The following is a 15,517-nucleotide window of genomic DNA, read 5'->3' as shown; positions in this document are numbered from 1 at the left end:
AGATAAGAGAATGATGCCTTTTCCTTCCTTCCCTGTCCGTATGTCCCTTGGTGCTCTTTGCGTGAGTTGCGCCGCTGTTTCCTTTTCGGCTGCCGCTGCTCCAGCAGGCGCATCCGGCCCGATTGATCCGGCCCGTATGTCGGAAACCATGCGGGTTCTGGCGTCTGACCCTTTTGAAGGGCGCGCTCCCGGCACGCATGGAGAAGCCGTTACGGTTCCCTGGTTGATCCAGCAGTACAAGAAACTGGGGCTGGAACCGGGTGGCGAGAATGGCGGCTGGACACAGACCGTTCCCATGATCCACACTCAGACACAGGCTAACGGAAACATCTCGGTCCAGACCGGATCGAAAAATCTTCCTCTGGCTCAACTGAAAGACATTTATCTTGCGACCCTGCTGCCGGAAGACCGGCTGCGTGTCCTGAAGGCACCGATGGTTTTCGTTGGTTACGGTGTATCTGCGCCTGAACGTCACTGGGACGATTACAAAGGCGTGGATCTTCATGGAAAAGTCGCTGTTTTCCTGGTCAACGATCCGGATTTTGACGCAAAACCGGGTGAACCAGTCTATGGACGGTTTGGCGGCAAAACCATGACCTATTACGGTCGATGGACGTACAAGTACGAAGAAGCGGCACGTCGGGGCGCCGTTGCTGCTCTCATCATTCATGATACCCCCGGTGCATCCTATCCCTGGAGCACTGTCATAGCGCCGAACGGTGAAGCATTTGATGTTGTACATGCTGATACCGAACAGAAACCTGTTCCTGTTCAGGGTTGGCTTCAGGGCGATGCCGCCGCTCGCCTCTTCAGCGAAGCGGGCCTGGACCTCGAACAGCTTCGCGTAGCGGCCCGTACCATGGATTTCCATCCGGTAACGCTGCCTGGAACACTGTTTTCCGCCGATCTTCCTGTAAAGAGCGAACAACTGAAGAGCCAGAACGTGCTCGGCAAGATCACGGGAACGAAATATCCTGACGAAACGGTTATGTTCGGAGCCCACTGGGATGCTTATGGCCAGCGCAAGGATGCACAGGGTCATACGGTTATTCGCCGTGGCGCCATCGACGACGGGTCAGGAATAGCCGCCGTTCTGGAGATTGCCCGTGCCTTCAAGGGTGGTCCCAAGCCGGAACGTACCGTGCGCTTTGCATCCTGGACAGGCGAAGAACGCGGGTTGCTGGGATCGGGCTGGTATGTTTCCCATCCGCTGTCTCCCCTGGACAAGACAGCAGCCAATCTGACCATGGACGTCCTCCAGATGGCTGGCCCCGCGCGCAATGCCTTCATCATCGGGCCAGGTCAGGACAGTCTTCAGGATGATTTTGCCGCAGCAGTCCGGACACAGGGTCGTACGGCAGAACCCGAAGCCATGCCGGAGCGTGGTGCTTTTTATCGCGCAGATCACCTTCCCTTTGCACGGGCCGGCGTGCCTGTTCTGGCGGTCATGGATATGGCCGGGAAGTTTGATCTTCTGAAAGGCGGAACGGAAGCCGGCGGTCAGTGGCTGACAGCATATATGGCCTGTTATCACCAGCCCTGTGATGCATGGAGCCCGAACTGGGATGTCCGCGGTGCAGCTCAGGATGCTGAAGCAGTCCGTCTGGTCGGTTCCAAGCTGGCTTTCTCCCATCAGTGGCCTGTCTGGAAAAAGGGTTCGGAATTCGCATCCATTCGCACCGCCAGCGACGCAAGCCGCAACACTCACTGAACAACCTTTTTTCATGGTTCTGCTTTGGCAGAACCATGAAGAAGCGCAAGCTTCTACAGCCTTCGCCCATGCCCGGTCGAAACGTTCGCGGCGTCTCTGGCCGCCCCGAAAGCGCTACCTCGCGGACAAACCAGCTTCTTGGCACAAACTGGCATTTCTGGGAAAACCGCCTCTTCCCGGCTTTGGTTTGCAGGTAAATAACTATATTATTTAGTTATTATTAAATTCCACATAATCCATAGATATTTACTTTATCAACTTTCAAATCCATGGTTATGATCATTTGACGTAATCTTATAGGCTTTATTGGAAAGCGAAATCAGCGTCATGGCCATTTACAGAAAAAGAAATTCACGTCTCCCGCATGCTTCCCGTTTTCCATCTTCCGGAGAAAAACTTCAGCTTTCCCGGCGCCTGGTCCTTGGCGGCCTCGCCACAAGTAGTCTGGCCGCGCTCACTGCAGGTACGGCACAGGCCGCGACCACCCGGCTTCTGAATGTTTCCTACGATCCTACCCGGGAGCTTTACGCTGACGTCAACAGGGCCTTTGCTGCTTACTGGAGCCGAAGCCACCCGGATGATCGGGTCAGTGTTACAACATCTCACGGAGGGTCAGGGGCGCAGGGCCGGTCGGTTCTGGAAGGCGCGCCGGCGGATGTCGTGACGCTGGGTCTCGCGTACGATATCGATATTCTGGCTCAGAAAGGCCTGATTGCCCCGGACTGGCAAAAGCGATTGCCACATAACTCGACCCCATATACCAGCACGATCATCTTCCTTGTGCGCAAGGGCAACCCAAAAAACATCCACGACTGGCCGGATCTGATCCGTAACAATGTGCAGGTTATTACACCCAATCCGAAAACCTCTGGTGGCGCACGCTGGAATTATCTCGCGGCCTGGGGATGGGCGCTCCATAGGCCGGGAGGATCAGAAACGGCAGCCAGAAACTATCTGAAAAGCTTGTTCAGTCATGTCCCGGTCCTTGACACGGGTGCGCGAGGAGCAACAAACAGCTTCGTACAGCGTGGGCTGGGAGATGTTCTTCTGGCATGGGAAGACGAAGCCCTTCTGGCCGCACGCGACCTCGGGCCGGACAAATTCGACATTGTTGTTCCGCCCGTCACCATCCTTGCGGAACCTCCCGTCGCCGTTGTGGATCGCAACGCCCAGGCGCACGGGACCGAAAAGCTGGCCCAGGCCTACCTGGAGTTCCTGTTTGCGCCTGAAGGTCAACGCATTGGCGCGAAACACTATTTCAGACCTGTCGATCCCACTATTTTAGCCGAATCCTCCATTTTCTCCAGAACCCGGACATTTGACATTGCCAGTCTGGGCGGATGGGCAGACGTTCAGAAAACACATTTTTCGGAAGGCGGCCTCTTCGACCAGATCTACAGTCGATGATGAACGCCAGCCTGCTGGCCTCTTTCAGGCAACGGCAGATCCTGCCGGGTTTTTTCCTCACGGCTGGCATCACGCTCTTCTGGCTCGGCCTGATCGTGCTTCTTCCTCTGACAGCTTTGCTCTTTCGTCCCTGGCAGGACGGTGCAGCGGCCATGATACATGCGCTTCATGACCGGCGCATGTATGCGGCCCTGCGTGTCAGCTTCGGCTATGCGTTTCTGGCCGTTCTGATGGACCTTCTGCTCGGACTTCTGCTGGCCTGGACGCTGGTACGGCTGAAACCACCGGGGACCCGGCTGATCAATGCCCTGATTGATCTTCCCTTTGCCATGCCCACAGCCGTTACGGGCATTACCCTGGCGACGCTGTATGGCCCCAACGGGTGGCTTGGTAAGCCTCTGCTGCATCTTGGCTTTCCAGTCGCTTTCACGCCAGCGGGAATTGTCGTGGCGCTCATGTTTGTCGGTCTGCCGTTCATTGTCCGTACGGTCGAACCTGTCCTGAGGGCCACCCCTCATGATGTCGAGGAAGCTGCCTTTCTGCTGGGAGCAACACCATGGCAGCGTTTTTTTCGTGTTGTCCTGCCTTCTCTTCTTCCGGCTCTCATCAGTGGTTTCGGTCTCGCGTTTTCCCGCTGCGTCGGGGAATACGGGTCCGTCATTTTCATTGCCGGCAACCAGCCTTTCCACAGTGAGGTCGCCTCTCTTCTCATCGTCATGCGTCTTCAGGAATTCAATTATGCGGGCGCAACATCGATTGCAGCCATTCTTCTGATCCTGTCCCTGCTCTGTCTGGCTCTTGTCGGACAGGTCCGTCGCATCGCATCCCGCGGGCTGGTACGGGAAGATGGCCGATGATCCAGCCATCCGCGCGTATCGGGCGCTTCGTGCTGATTGTACTGAGCTATGTTGCCGTCGCGACTGTCCTGCTTCTGCCCGTCCTGCTGATCCTGTCAGAGGCACTGCAGCAGGGATGGCATCATGCCTGGACCAGCCTGATGGATCCGGATGCCCTCTCCGCCATTCGTCTGACCGCTTTCGTGACCGTCATCGTAACCGTCCTCAACACGGTGGGCGGCATGGCCGCCGCCTGGTTCCTGACCAAATATACCTTCCCTGGACGGCGTTTCATGGTTGCGCTCATTGAACTGCCGCTCAGCATTTCTCCCGTGATTGCCGGCCTGGTATGGCTGCTTCTGTTCGGGCGGGAAGGATGGTGGGGAAACTGGCTGGAACGACATGATATCCAGGTCGCCTTCGCTGTTCCCGGAATCGTACTGGCAACGCTGTTTGTCACTTTCCCTTACGTGGCGCGAACCCTCATGCCTTACATGGAACAACAGGGGACTGACGCGGAAGAAGCCGCATTCCTGCTGGGAGCCAGCTTCTGGAAAACGCTCCGGCACGTCACCCTTCCGGATGCAGGAGGTGCGCTGCTTTCCGGCATTCTCCTGACCACGGCCCGGGCCATGGGAGAGTTCGGAGCAGTCTCCGTCGTTTCCGGGCACATTCCGGGAGAAACCGAAACGATGCCCTTGCATATCGAAACTCTCTATAATGGCTATCAGACAGCCGCAGCATTCACGATGGCTGCCCTTCTGGCGCTTTTCGCAATGGCCATTGTCCTGTTCCGCTCTGTCCTGGAGCATTCTGTAGCGAAAAAACAGTCATGAGCGTCCGTCTTCAGTCTTTCAGCCAATATGCACCCGGCACATCCCGAAAAATTCTGGATACGATCGATCTCGACGTGGCAGACGGTTCTTTCGTAGCCCTTGTTGGTCCTTCCGGAGCAGGGAAAACAACCCTTCTGCGTGCCATTGCAGGCCTTTCTCCATCTTTTGAGGGAACGCTTCTGATTGATGGCGCAGCCGCGTCCCAACGCCCTGCAAGCGACCGGAATATAGGTTTCGTTTTTCAGAACTATGCTCTGTTCCGCCATATGTCCGTTGCGCGGAATATTTCCTTTGGACTGGACGTTCTGCCACGGAACAGACGCCCTGACCGCGAAACCATCAGGCAGCGCGTCATGGAACTTCTCGACCTGATCCAGCTTCCTCACTTTGCAAAAGCAAGACCTAATCAGCTATCTGGCGGTCAGCGACAGCGCGTGGCGCTTGCACGGGCACTGGCAACCCAGCCGCAGTTACTGCTGCTTGACGAACCCTTCGGCGCTCTGGACCCCATTATCCGACGTCAGATCCGCCGGTGGCTGCGGGAACTGCATGACCGGCTGGGTCTGACAACCATCCTCGTCACTCATGATCATGAAGAAGCGCTGGATATCGCGGATACACTTGTCGTGATGCAGAATGGGCAGATCGTGCAGTCGGCAGATGCCGCCACCCTCGATCATGCTCCGGCCACTCTCTTTGTGATGCAGTTCCTGGGAGAAACCCTCCAGTTCAAAGGAGAGATCAGGAATGGAATCTTCAGGCCTTCTGAGCGGGACGTTCTTCCGTTCGCCTGCGCGTTCCCCGAAGGACCTGCAACGGCTTTCATCCGACCTCATGCCATTCGCCTGAAAAGCCATGAAGGACAGGCACGGGTCCGTCCTGGCCCCCATCATCCCAATGGCCTTTACCGTTACGATGTTGTCCTTACGGACAGGACAATCGAAATATTGTCTCCATCTCCGCCACCTACCGATGGCTTGGTCGGGCTCGACATCACGAACGCACATTTTTTCCCCTGAAAGCCGCTCTTGCCTGAAAAAATCTGGCAAATCATGACTATCGGCAGAAGAACCACACTTTCTTCCGCCGCTTACATGGACAGTAAAGATCAGACGGCCAGACGTGTCCGGGTAACAACGGTCTCGTGGTTTGCGTGGAAATGCGGGAATACAGAAAGCAAGCCAATGACGAAAGTAAAAATGCTTATCGCTTCCGCCCGGACGTAGTCGCGGGCTTACAGAGCAGGTCAAGGTCGTCCTGAATATTCGTTTCCAGTATGCTGTCCCAGACTGCCGACACAAATTCCGGCGTCACCTGTTCGCCAAGACGCACCACCCCTACAGCGCCGGGTGAAAAGCCCGGCAGTCTCTGCATCCTGAGCAGACCGGGAGGAGATACGCGTAAGGGAAATGATGAAACCGGCAGAATGGTTGCGACCTTCCCGGTCATGACCTGAGCATGAATCAGTTCCAGCGAGTTTGTCTCCAGCCTGATCATCGGCTCGACGCCGGCCGTCTGAAATCCCACATCGACCAGTTGCCGGCAGCGCATTTCCCTAGTCAACAGTGCCAGCGGCAATCTGGATGCAGCCTCCCAGCTGATATCGTCGCCTTCAGGAAGCTGAAAAACGCTGGCGGCCGCCAGAACCTGCTGTTCGGCATACAGAGCACGAACCTGGAAGGCTTTTGCCTGGGGACACTGATCATAATACATGATTCCGATATCGAGTTCCCTACTGACGAGTTTTTCAATGATCGACACGTTGGGAAGCACGTACACCTCACTGGCGAAATCGCCACATCGTCCCTGAACAGCTTCCAGCAAGAGTGGAACAATATGCACGGCAGTCGGGATAACACCGATCTTGACGATCCCCGCGATCGCCTTCTTCGTCACCGACACCTCATTGCGCAACTCGCTGATCCCTCGCAGGATGTCATGCGCCCATTTGAGGACACGCGCGCCATCGTCCGTGATCCCGAACACCTTTTTCTTGCGGTCGATAATAACGACACCCAGCTCATCCTCGAGCTGACGGATGGCTCGCGACAGTGCAGGCTGTGACACACCGCACGCAATGGCCGCTCTGGAGAAGCTTTTATGGCGTTCGATTTCCCGCAAGTACTGCAGCTGTTTCAGAAACATCTCATACTCCTCGCCGATGAGAGATCGTCACATCCGCCGCACCTGACATCATGATATTTCCATACAAAATACGTTCCCCGCCATGACTTTTTCCAGACGTTCCATTTCCCGACGATTTCTTCTCTGCTGCCTGTCAACTGCTGTGGAAGACCAGCAAACTGAGTAAAAATGCCAGTTTGCGCCGGACGATGCATACCCCAGTCGTACCGCGTGGCCCACAAAACAACGGAAGTTCTGCCAACCGGTGTAATCATCGCCCGGTCAGGCGCTGGCTGCCACAAAAGACGAACTGCCTGTCATGTCGTGCGATCGCAATCAGCGTCTGGTTCATTTTCTCAGCCAGACGCATAGCGCGATCAGTGGGAGCGGATATCGCAACGACGATATTCATGCCTGCATGTACCGTCTTGAGCGCCATCTCATACGAATAGCGGCTGGTCAGCAGGCAAATGCCATTTCCGGAGAACGTGCCATCACGCATGCGGGCGCCGATCAGTTTGTCAAGCGCGTTGTGCCGACCGACATCCTCCCGGATCAGGAGAATCTGTCCGTCCGTATCCGCCCAGGCCGCACCATGAACCATCCGTGTGCGGGCATTCAGTTCCTGCCAGCGATCGAGGTCATGGAGAGCACGGCGGATCGCGGACGAGGCAATCAACGGTTCCAGAGGAAAGGATGCCTGCCCGGTTACCTCGACGGACGGCACGTCGTCGCTGCCGCATATACCACAACTGGAATGTCCGGTCTGAACACGCGCCTTTCGCCGCAGCAACCGCGAGAAACAATCGCCCGAAATCGTAACATCAATTGTCGGCCCATCCACACCGTCCGACACCGAGACCGAACGTATCTGTTGCGGAGAATCAACAATCTGTTCCGTCAGACAGTAACCGAAGGCAAAATCCACCAGATGATCCGGCGTCATCATCATGACACCATACGGAAAAATGCCGCCGAAGACGAGCCTGACAGGCACCTCGTCTACAATGTTCAGATCAACCGTTTCTTCCGCCCAACCAAGGACAGTCACCTTCCGCGTATGAAACAGGGGAATCATAAAGCGTGCCTGTTTCCGGCATCAGTCAGGCCCGACCGCTCAGTTTCGTCAGAGACAGAACAGCAGGTGACCCATTCCGTACAGCCGTCGACATAATACTCGCCCTTCCAGACCGACACACGGACCCTGATCTTATCCATGACAGACTGAATCCGGCATGCAATTAGGGCAGTGGAAATCGCAATAATCCATCATCGAGATGCGCAAATCCCTGAGTGGTCCACGAAGTCGGTCCCCTGATGACCAGTCGTTCGGTAAGACTTCCGAATTCATGATTTTGGATCCCTGCTTCCCTCCATAGCATCCTTCATTGATGAAGGATGCCGCGCCGAATGGAAGCCTTTCAGCCCGTGATCTTGACCGGAGGCGCCGAAGCGACACTCGGCACGATCCTGACCGGAATTGCCTTGGCAGCTGGCGTGCCACTGATCTCGTCATAAAAATCGAGCGGCAGAAGCGGATTAAGTTCCGGATAATACCCCGCGATCGCACCGCGCGGCATCGGATAGTCGAGGATCGTCAACCCATCGACATAACGCCGGTGGCCGTCGTCGCTGTAGGTTTCCAGTCCAACGACCGCCCCGTTGTCCAGCCCCCGTTCCTCGCGGTCCTCTCTGTTCATGAAAATGACAAGACGGTTGTTATAAACCCCGCGATACCGGTCGCTGTTGCTGTAGATCGTGGTATTGTACTGATCATGCGAGCGGATCGTCGCCAGACGGAGCATTGCCGGGTCATCAATCACGGCGTTGACCTCAAGACCGGGCATAACGAGGAAATTCGCCTTTCCGTTCGGCGTCATCCACACGCGACGACGTGGCGGGATATCCAGATGGAACCCGTGCGGATTTTTCATCTTCTCCGAGAAGTCAGCATAGATCGCAGGATAGACGTCGGCGATCCTGTCGCGGATCAGCGTGTAATCCTCGATGTAATCGGCCCAGGGCGTCTTCGAATTGGGAAGCGTCGCCATCGCCACACGGCAGATGATCTCCGTCTCCGGGCGCACATGCTCGGTCACGGGCTCGAACACACCACGCGACGGCGTAACATTCGCCATCGCATCCTCGATGGTCACAAACTGCTCGCCCTTCGTGGTGCGGATGATTTCCGAACGCGACACAACCGGCAGAATCAGTGCGTCCCTGCCGTGGACCAGATGCGCGCGATTGAGTTTGGTCGTGACGTTCACGGTCAGATTCAGCCGCGCCATGGCTGCATAAGAGCGCTCGGTGTCAGGAATGGCGCGGGCGAAATTACCGCCCATGCCAAAAAACACCTTTGCCCTACCCTCTTTCATGGCCGCGACCGCCTCGACGACATGATGGCCATGCTCACGCGGAGGCTCGAAACCGAAGACGTCACGCACGCGGTCAAGATAGGCCTGTGTCGGCTTCTCATCGATCCCGACGGTACGGTCGCCCTGCACGTTGGAATGACCGCGGATCGGTGCGATGCCAGCACCAGGTTTTCCGATATTTCCTTTCAGCAGCAAAAGATTCGTGAGCTGCTGGAGAAGATGCGAGCCTTCCTGATGCTGCGTCAGACCCATGCCATAGCACATGATCGTCGCATTCGATTTCGCATAGATCCCGGCGATATGGCGGATCTGGTCTTCCGAAACGCCCGAAATACGCGTGATATCCGCCCAGGACGTATTCATGACATCCGTGCGCACCGCTTCCATGCCAACGGTGTGTTCGGCAATGAACGCCCTGTCCAGCACATTTTCGCCAGCCTCTTCCGCCTCGAACATCGCCCGCATCATGCCCTTGAAGATAGCCAGATCGCCACCAATCCGGACATGTACGAAATCCGTGGAGATTGCAGTCGACCCGAACGTCCCCATCTGAAGGATATCCTGTGGCTCGGTAAAGCGGATCAGCGCACGCTCTGGCATCGGATTGATCAGCACGACCGGAACGCCACGTTTGCGCGCCTCGACCAGATTGGTCATCATCCGCGGTGAGTTCGTGCCGGTGTTCTGGCCGATGACGAAAATCGCCTCCGCCTGATCGAAATCCGCCATGACGATCGTGCCCTTGCCGATTCCGATGGCAGGCGGCAGACCGCGCGATGTCGGCTCATGGCACATATTCGAGCAGTCGGGAAAATTGTTGGTCCCGTATTCACGTACAAAAATGGAATAAAGAAACGCCGTTTCATTGGCGGTCCGACCTGACGTGTAGAACTCGGCCTCATGTGGACTGTCGAGCGCCTGAAGGTGCTGGCCGATCAACGCATAGGCGTCATCCCATGCGATGGGCACATATTTGTCGGTTGCAGCGTCATAGCGCATCGGCTCGGTCAGGCGTCCCTGCATTTCCAGCCAGTAATCGCTCCGCTCCATCAAGGACGTGACGGTGTGCTGCGCGAAAAACGCCCGCGTCACCCGGGCTTTTGTTGCCTCGAAAGCAAGCGCCTTGGCGCCATTTTCGCAGAACTCCAGTGTCTTGCGATGATCCGGATCGGGAAAGGCGCAGCTTGGGCATTTGAAACCACCCGGCTGGTTCATGGACAGCAGCCCGCGCGACCCTTTGGCCAGAACGCTCTGCTCCATGAGCACCCTGGCCGTAGCGTTGGCGGCTCCCCAACCACCGGCCGGATGATGGTAGGGCCTGAATTCGGATTTCTTCTCTTTGCTCATGGTCTTACTTCATCTCCCTGAAGGAGGCCGAATTCTTTCAACGCCGGTACGAAATTCTCATTTTCATGCTTTGACCGCGCGAGTTTGATCAACGCAAAACGCTTGAGCGGCACCAATCCCGCCCATTGCTCAGGTGTGGGAGCCGAAACCCCATCCGCCCTTGCCTGAGCCAATACGGCTTCGGGCATACGATCCTTCTCGCGCCAGTCTTCCAGCGCCTGGATCGTCAGAAAGCGTACGGGTTCGTCCGCACGTGTCATGATCAGTTTCTCGACGAGCGCGCGATAGGACGCCTGCTCCCTGTCTGTCTCGCACGGCATATCCACCAACATGCCCCGTTCCTCACGCGTCAGACGGCTCCACTGACGAAGTGTCATCTTGATTCCAGCGATGTCGAGCTTCTGCCGCGCGATCATGGGAATGCAGCGCAGAGAACCGGCGAAATCGCGCTCAAACTCGAAAATCATAGGGTTCTCGGACATTGTATCTGCCCTTTCGTCCTTCAGAAGAGACGTGATTCTTATTTGGGGACCAGAAGATGGAGCAGTGACGCTCCAACAAAGAACACGGCAGTGCTGGCAGCCCATATCCCGGCAAGCCAGCCGAACCGGGCGCTCCAGCGGCGGGGCGCCTCCGACCCGTCTCCTTTTACGACTTCAATGATAGCCATCGGCTTCCGACACTTTCCCGCGAAAAACGCGGTAGGAGTAGATCGTGTAGGTCAGAATGATTGGCAGCATGATGGCGGTGCCGACAAGCTGGAAGAACTGGCTTGATGGCGGCGACGAGACATCCCACAGACTCAGCGTCGGCGGCACGGCATAAGGCCAGATGGTAATACCAAGGCCAGAAAGGCACAGAAAGAACCAGCCTAGGGCACACAGGAAGGGCACACGCGAATGCCCCTTTCGCAGGCTGAGAGCCAGCAGCAGACCCAATACGACCACAAGAACCGGGACCGGCGCCACAAGAGCGATGTTCGGCCACGCCGTCCAGCGACGCAGGTAGGGAGCATGCAACAACGGTGTCCAGACACTGATGACGGCAATGCACGCGAACAGCCCGACAGCCAGCCGGCCGGCCCAGCGGCGACATGACGCTTCCAGTACGTCGGTCGTCCGCCACACCAGCCAGGTCGCACCAAGCAGCGCATAGCCGCATACTACGGACAGCCCACAGAGAATACTGAACGGCGTCAGCCAGTCGAGCGGACCTCCGGCAAAAGCACCGTCTGTTACCGTCACGCCCTGAATGACGCTGCCAAAGATCGCGCCCTGACAGAACGCGGCAACGATGGAACCGGTCATGAAACCCAGATCCCAATGCCGTGCCCTGGGCGTACCTTTGGTCATCACACGGAATTCGAACGCAACGCCGCGAAAGATCAGGGCGACCAGCATCAGCACGATCGGCAGATAAAAAGCCGGAAGCAACGTGGCATACGCGCCCGGGAAAACGCCGTAAAGCACAGCCCCACCCAGAACCATCCAGGTTTCGTTACTGTCCCAGACGGGCGCAATCGTGCTGATCATCACGTTTCGCCGCGTTGCGTCCCCTTCCAGGGGAAACAGGATACCGATCCCCAGATCGAACCCGTCAAGGATAACGTAAATCGAAATCGCGGCGATCAGGATGATGGCCCAGACGATCGGCAACCAGTGTGCAAAATCTATCATTGTTCAGGCACCTTTCGCAGCAGAGGCATCGACGACCGAAGGGTGCGTGCGCATGGCTAGAATATCGGATGCATGCGCCGGATCAGCATTATGCTCGCCTTCTTCAGGCTCGCGCCCGAGCATCCGGACGAGAATGCCCAGACCGGACCCGAAGACGATGATGTAAACGACAACGAAAACGGCCATTGATACCACCATGCTCGAGAGGATGACCGGCGAGACACTCTGCGAGGTCCGCAGCAGCCCGTACACAGTCCAGGGCTGCCGTCCGACTTCGGTGGTAATCCAGCCGCACAGCAGAGCAAGGAAGCCAGCCGGCGCCATGCACAGGGCAACACGGTGGAAAAGCGGACTGAGGAAGAGCGTGTTGTTCCGCCTGTGCCACAGGGACCAGAGCCCAACCAGGACCATCAGCACCCCCAGTCCAACCATGATACGGAACGAGAAAAAGATGATCTGAGACGGCGGCCGCTGGTCGCGCGGGAAATCCTTCATCCCGGGAACCTTGCCATCCAGACTATGCGTGAGAATCAGCGAACCCAGCAGCGGAACCTTCACCGCGTAATCCGTGCGTTCGGTTTTCATGTTGGGAATACCGAACAGCAGTTCCGGCGCACGTCCTTCGCTGTTCCAGTCCCCTTCCATGGCAGCCAGCTTGGCAGGCTGATATTTCAGAGTGTTCAGCCCGTGAGCATCCCCCGCCAGGATCTGGACGGGCGCCACGATGGTCGCCATCCACATTGCCATCGAAAACATGACGCGCACGGGTTCAGTGGACATCTTACCCTGCCGGCGCGCCTTCAGCAGATGCCATGCACCCGTCGCCCCGACCGCGAACGCCACCGAAAGGAAAGCCGCCAGCCCCATATGTACCAGACGGAACGGAAAGGACGGGTTGAAGATGATCGCCAACCAGTCATCAGGTAGGAACTGTCCGTTGGCGGGATCGATCCGATAGCCTCGCGGGGTCTGCATCCAGGAATTTGAGGCCAGGATCCAGGTCATAGAGATCAGCGTACCGACTGAAACGCAGCAGGTCGCTGCGAAGTGCATTCCCTTCCCGACCTTGTTCATGCCAAATAGCATCACACCGAGAAAACCCGCCTCCAGAAAGAAGGCGGTCATGACCTCATAAGACAGCAGGACACCCGTAATCGGTCCGGCTTTTTTGGAAAATACCGACCAGTTGGTACCGAACTCGTAAGACATGACCAGACCGGACACGACCCCCATACCGAACACGATGGAGAATGCCTTGATCCAGTAACGATAGAGGTCGAGGAAGACCTTGCGTCCCGTTATCAGCCACAATCCTTCAAGAACAGCCAGATACGCCGCCAATCCGATGGAAAAGGCGGGAAAGATGATGTGAACGCCCACGGTAAAGGCGAACTGAAAACGCGCCAGCAACAGCGCGATGTCATGAGCATTCTGCATCCATACCTTCCGAAATCATTGCAAGTCCTCGACGCATAGAACGACTATGTTCACGCATACGACAACAGCATTCTCGCCCCCTTATCTGCAAAGAAGGTAGAGAAACACTATGCGATACATCTTCCGCATCAATAAAATAAATCAGAACCGCAAGTCCAAGACCTTTTATTTATACAGTTATGCATTTGAGTTATAAAATAATACGGAATCATCTGATTTGATTATAGTCTGCCACTCTGCTGGTTCATTCGCACAGTGAGTCATTCTCTTACAGGCAAGACCACGCCAGAAATTCGAGATGAAATTTTCGCATTTGGCGCCAGTATCCTGTGAAGGACACGGATCATAGTGCTGCGGACTACATACTGCCAGTCATCACTCAACCCCAGATCCTACCGGCGTCTGTAAGAGACAGCTCCGTAGTTCAGCTTCACCTAAACGATGAAACCGGACACAAATGGAGTTCCATTTGCCGTAGCGCTCATGAATGTCCTGCCAAACGCGGCTATCCCCAAGACATCCGGCGTATCCCGTTGAGAAACAGATGCTCAGACCCAGCGCCCTCGTCCGCAGAGAAGAAGGGACACAATACTTTCCCTCCTCATGCGCAGTGGTCGCCCCATGCCATCTCTGCTAGACTGCTCAGACCTCAGACCTCAGACCTCAGACAGAACGCACAGGACTTTCTTCAACGCGTTCCAAATGAGGCGAAGCAGCAAATTCTATAAAATCCCGCAGATAATGAATCTCTTCGTCAGTTTCGCGGTGTCCAAGAAATATCTGTTTCGCAATACCGTTTTTACCAAGCTTTACCGGATATAGTTCAAAGCGGCTGGCATATTCCTCCACGAGCCAGCGCGGAAGTGCTGCGACGCCCCTGCCATGCGCCACCATCACCAGCATGATGTCCGTCGTTTCTATCTGCTTCTGTTGCCGTGGACCAATGCCGGCAGGCTGCAGAAATTGCGTATAGATATCAAGCCGCTCGGATGGCACTGGATAAGTAATCAATGTCTCGTCTGCAAGCTGCTCCGGTAAGACGAACCTTGCATCCCGCAAAGGATGCTGGGGACCAACAGCCAGAACGAGTTCATAGTCAAAAACCGGCGTGAACTTCAGACCCGGTTTGTAAAGCGGGTCAGGCGTAACCAGAATATCAACCTCATTACTGAACAGCGCGCCGATACCACCAAACTGGAACTTCTGCCGCACATCCACATCGACCTTTGGCCATCGCTCCAGATAGGGTGAAACCACCTTCAGAAGCCACTGATAGCAGGGATGACACTCCATACCGAGCCGGAGCGTACCACGTTCACCATTGCCAAATTGTTCAAGCCGCTTTTCTGCCAGTTCGAATTGAGGAAGCAGACGGTTCGCCACTAACAGTAGCCACTCCCCTGTCTGGGTGAGCGCAAGGGATCGTCCCTCCCGCCGCCATATCTTTACATCAAGCTGGTTTTCGATCTTGCGAATGGCGTGGCTGAGCGCTGGCTGGGTCAGATTCAGGCGCATCCCGGCTGCCGTCAACGACCCTTCCCGCGCCACTTCCTGAATGATTGTCAGATGACTGCGCTCCAGAACACCCATACCGCACCTCATGAATGCATGAAATTTATACAATCATAAAAACATATCATTTCAGTTCATTTTTCTGAACTTTTATCACGATGTCTCTGTACGATGAGGCCACGTTGACAAAAGAGCTGATCCAAAGCCTTACGGAGACAAGATTGAGAAAGCTCATGAAAGACAGAGCAGTCTT

The 15,517-nt window shown here is 56.0% G+C and carries 13 protein-coding genes; 5 read left to right on the top strand and 8 right to left on the bottom strand.

Annotated features, from left to right (window positions below):
• Positions 1–10 precede the first annotated feature (10 nt).
• The 5 genes from GMO_RS04385 (at position 11) to GMO_RS04365 (ending at position 5,809) form a co-directional block, all read left to right on the top strand.
• Positions 11–1,711: a M28 family metallopeptidase gene (locus GMO_RS04385; protein WP_008851085.1), complete on the top strand. Its 1,701-nt coding sequence runs from the start codon at positions 11–13 to the stop codon at positions 1,709–1,711.
• Positions 1,712–2,038: 327 nt separating this feature from the next.
• The gene (locus GMO_RS04380; protein ID WP_050801383.1) at positions 2,039–3,118 is read left to right on the top strand and encodes a sulfate ABC transporter substrate-binding protein; all 1,080 of its coding nucleotides are present in this window, start codon (positions 2,039–2,041) and stop codon (positions 3,116–3,118) included.
• Complete coding sequence (cysT, locus tag GMO_RS04375; protein ID WP_008851082.1) at positions 3,115–3,975, top strand: sulfate ABC transporter permease subunit CysT; 861 nt, start codon at positions 3,115–3,117, stop codon at positions 3,973–3,975. The genes GMO_RS04380 and cysT overlap by 4 nt, the downstream gene beginning before the upstream one ends.
• Positions 3,972–4,790 (top strand): sulfate ABC transporter permease, encoded by an 819-nt coding sequence (locus GMO_RS04370; RefSeq protein ID WP_008851081.1) that lies wholly within the window; start codon positions 3,972–3,974, stop codon positions 4,788–4,790. The genes cysT and GMO_RS04370 overlap by 4 nt, the downstream gene beginning before the upstream one ends.
• Positions 4,787–5,809 carry a sulfate/molybdate ABC transporter ATP-binding protein gene (locus GMO_RS04365; RefSeq protein WP_008851080.1) on the top strand — a complete coding sequence of 341 codons (1,023 nt, stop codon included), beginning with the start codon at positions 4,787–4,789 and terminating at the stop codon, positions 5,807–5,809. The genes GMO_RS04370 and GMO_RS04365 overlap by 4 nt, the downstream gene beginning before the upstream one ends.
• Before the next feature lie 184 nt (positions 5,810–5,993).
• Here GMO_RS04365 and GMO_RS04360 read toward each other — a convergent pair whose 3' ends face one another.
• The 8 genes from GMO_RS04360 to GMO_RS04330 form a co-directional block, all read right to left on the bottom strand.
• Positions 5,994–6,935 (bottom strand): LysR family transcriptional regulator, encoded by a 942-nt coding sequence (locus GMO_RS04360; protein ID WP_008851079.1) that lies wholly within the window; start codon positions 6,933–6,935, stop codon positions 5,994–5,996.
• 250 nt (positions 6,936–7,185) lie between these two features.
• Positions 7,186–7,992: a formate dehydrogenase accessory sulfurtransferase FdhD gene (gene fdhD, locus GMO_RS04355; protein WP_008851078.1), complete on the bottom strand. Its 807-nt coding sequence runs from the start codon at positions 7,990–7,992 to the stop codon at positions 7,186–7,188.
• A 343-nt stretch (positions 7,993–8,335) separates the two neighbouring features.
• A complete protein-coding gene (locus GMO_RS04350; protein ID WP_040507464.1) occupies positions 8,336–10,639 on the bottom strand; it encodes an FdhF/YdeP family oxidoreductase in 2,304 nt (767 codons plus the stop codon).
• Positions 10,636–11,106: a nitrate reductase associated protein gene (locus tag GMO_RS04345; protein ID WP_008851076.1), complete on the bottom strand. Its 471-nt coding sequence runs from the start codon at positions 11,104–11,106 to the stop codon at positions 10,636–10,638. Before GMO_RS04345 ends, GMO_RS04350 begins: the two co-directional genes overlap by 4 nt.
• A 53-nt stretch (positions 11,107–11,159) precedes the next feature.
• Entirely contained in the window at positions 11,160–11,309 is a 150-nt protein-coding gene (locus GMO_RS14130) for a DUF2474 family protein (RefSeq protein WP_139064356.1), read from the bottom strand.
• Entirely contained in the window at positions 11,296–12,315 is a 1,020-nt protein-coding gene (gene cydB / locus GMO_RS04340; protein ID WP_008851075.1) for a cytochrome d ubiquinol oxidase subunit II, read from the bottom strand. The genes GMO_RS14130 and cydB overlap by 14 nt, the downstream gene beginning before the upstream one ends.
• Positions 12,316–12,318: 3 nt before the next feature.
• Positions 12,319–13,752 carry a cytochrome ubiquinol oxidase subunit I gene (locus GMO_RS04335; RefSeq protein ID WP_008851074.1) on the bottom strand — a complete coding sequence of 478 codons (1,434 nt, stop codon included), beginning with the start codon at positions 13,750–13,752 and terminating at the stop codon, positions 12,319–12,321.
• A 663-nt stretch (positions 13,753–14,415) separates the two neighbouring features.
• Positions 14,416–15,342, bottom strand: coding sequence for a LysR family transcriptional regulator (locus tag GMO_RS04330; protein ID WP_008851073.1), 927 nt, complete (start codon positions 15,340–15,342; stop codon positions 14,416–14,418).
• Between the last annotated feature and the right edge of the window lie 175 nt (positions 15,343–15,517).

This window comes from Gluconobacter morbifer G707, assembly GCF_000234355.1.
GTDB lineage: Bacteria > Pseudomonadota > Alphaproteobacteria > Acetobacterales > Acetobacteraceae > Gluconobacter > Gluconobacter morbifer.
The sequence above is the reverse complement of the archived record's forward strand: the minus strand, read 5'-3'. Positions and strand labels throughout refer to the sequence as shown.

Coding starts and splice junctions, on each gene's coding strand:
- GMO_RS04385 (WP_008851085.1), top strand. CDS start 11: ATGATGCCTTTTCCTTCCTTCCCTGTCCGTATGTCCCTTGGTGCTCTT.
- GMO_RS04380 (WP_050801383.1), top strand. CDS start 2,039: ATGGCCATTTACAGAAAAAGAAATTCACGTCTCCCGCATGCTTCCCGT.
- cysT (WP_008851082.1), top strand. CDS start 3,115: ATGATGAACGCCAGCCTGCTGGCCTCTTTCAGGCAACGGCAGATCCTG.
- GMO_RS04370 (WP_008851081.1), top strand. CDS start 3,972: ATGATCCAGCCATCCGCGCGTATCGGGCGCTTCGTGCTGATTGTACTG.
- GMO_RS04365 (WP_008851080.1), top strand. CDS start 4,787: ATGAGCGTCCGTCTTCAGTCTTTCAGCCAATATGCACCCGGCACATCC.
- GMO_RS04360 (WP_008851079.1), bottom strand. CDS start 6,935: ATGTTTCTGAAACAGCTGCAGTACTTGCGGGAAATCGAACGCCATAAA.
- fdhD (WP_008851078.1), bottom strand. CDS start 7,992: ATGATTCCCCTGTTTCATACGCGGAAGGTGACTGTCCTTGGTTGGGCG.
- GMO_RS04350 (WP_040507464.1), bottom strand. CDS start 10,639: ATGAGCAAAGAGAAGAAATCCGAATTCAGGCCCTACCATCATCCGGCC.
- GMO_RS04345 (WP_008851076.1), bottom strand. CDS start 11,106: ATGATTTTCGAGTTTGAGCGCGATTTCGCCGGTTCTCTGCGCTGCATT.
- GMO_RS14130 (WP_139064356.1), bottom strand. CDS start 11,309: ATGGCTATCATTGAAGTCGTAAAAGGAGACGGGTCGGAGGCGCCCCGC.
- cydB (WP_008851075.1), bottom strand. CDS start 12,315: ATGATAGATTTTGCACACTGGTTGCCGATCGTCTGGGCCATCATCCTG.
- GMO_RS04335 (WP_008851074.1), bottom strand. CDS start 13,752: ATGCAGAATGCTCATGACATCGCGCTGTTGCTGGCGCGTTTTCAGTTC.
- GMO_RS04330 (WP_008851073.1), bottom strand. CDS start 15,342: ATGGGTGTTCTGGAGCGCAGTCATCTGACAATCATTCAGGAAGTGGCG.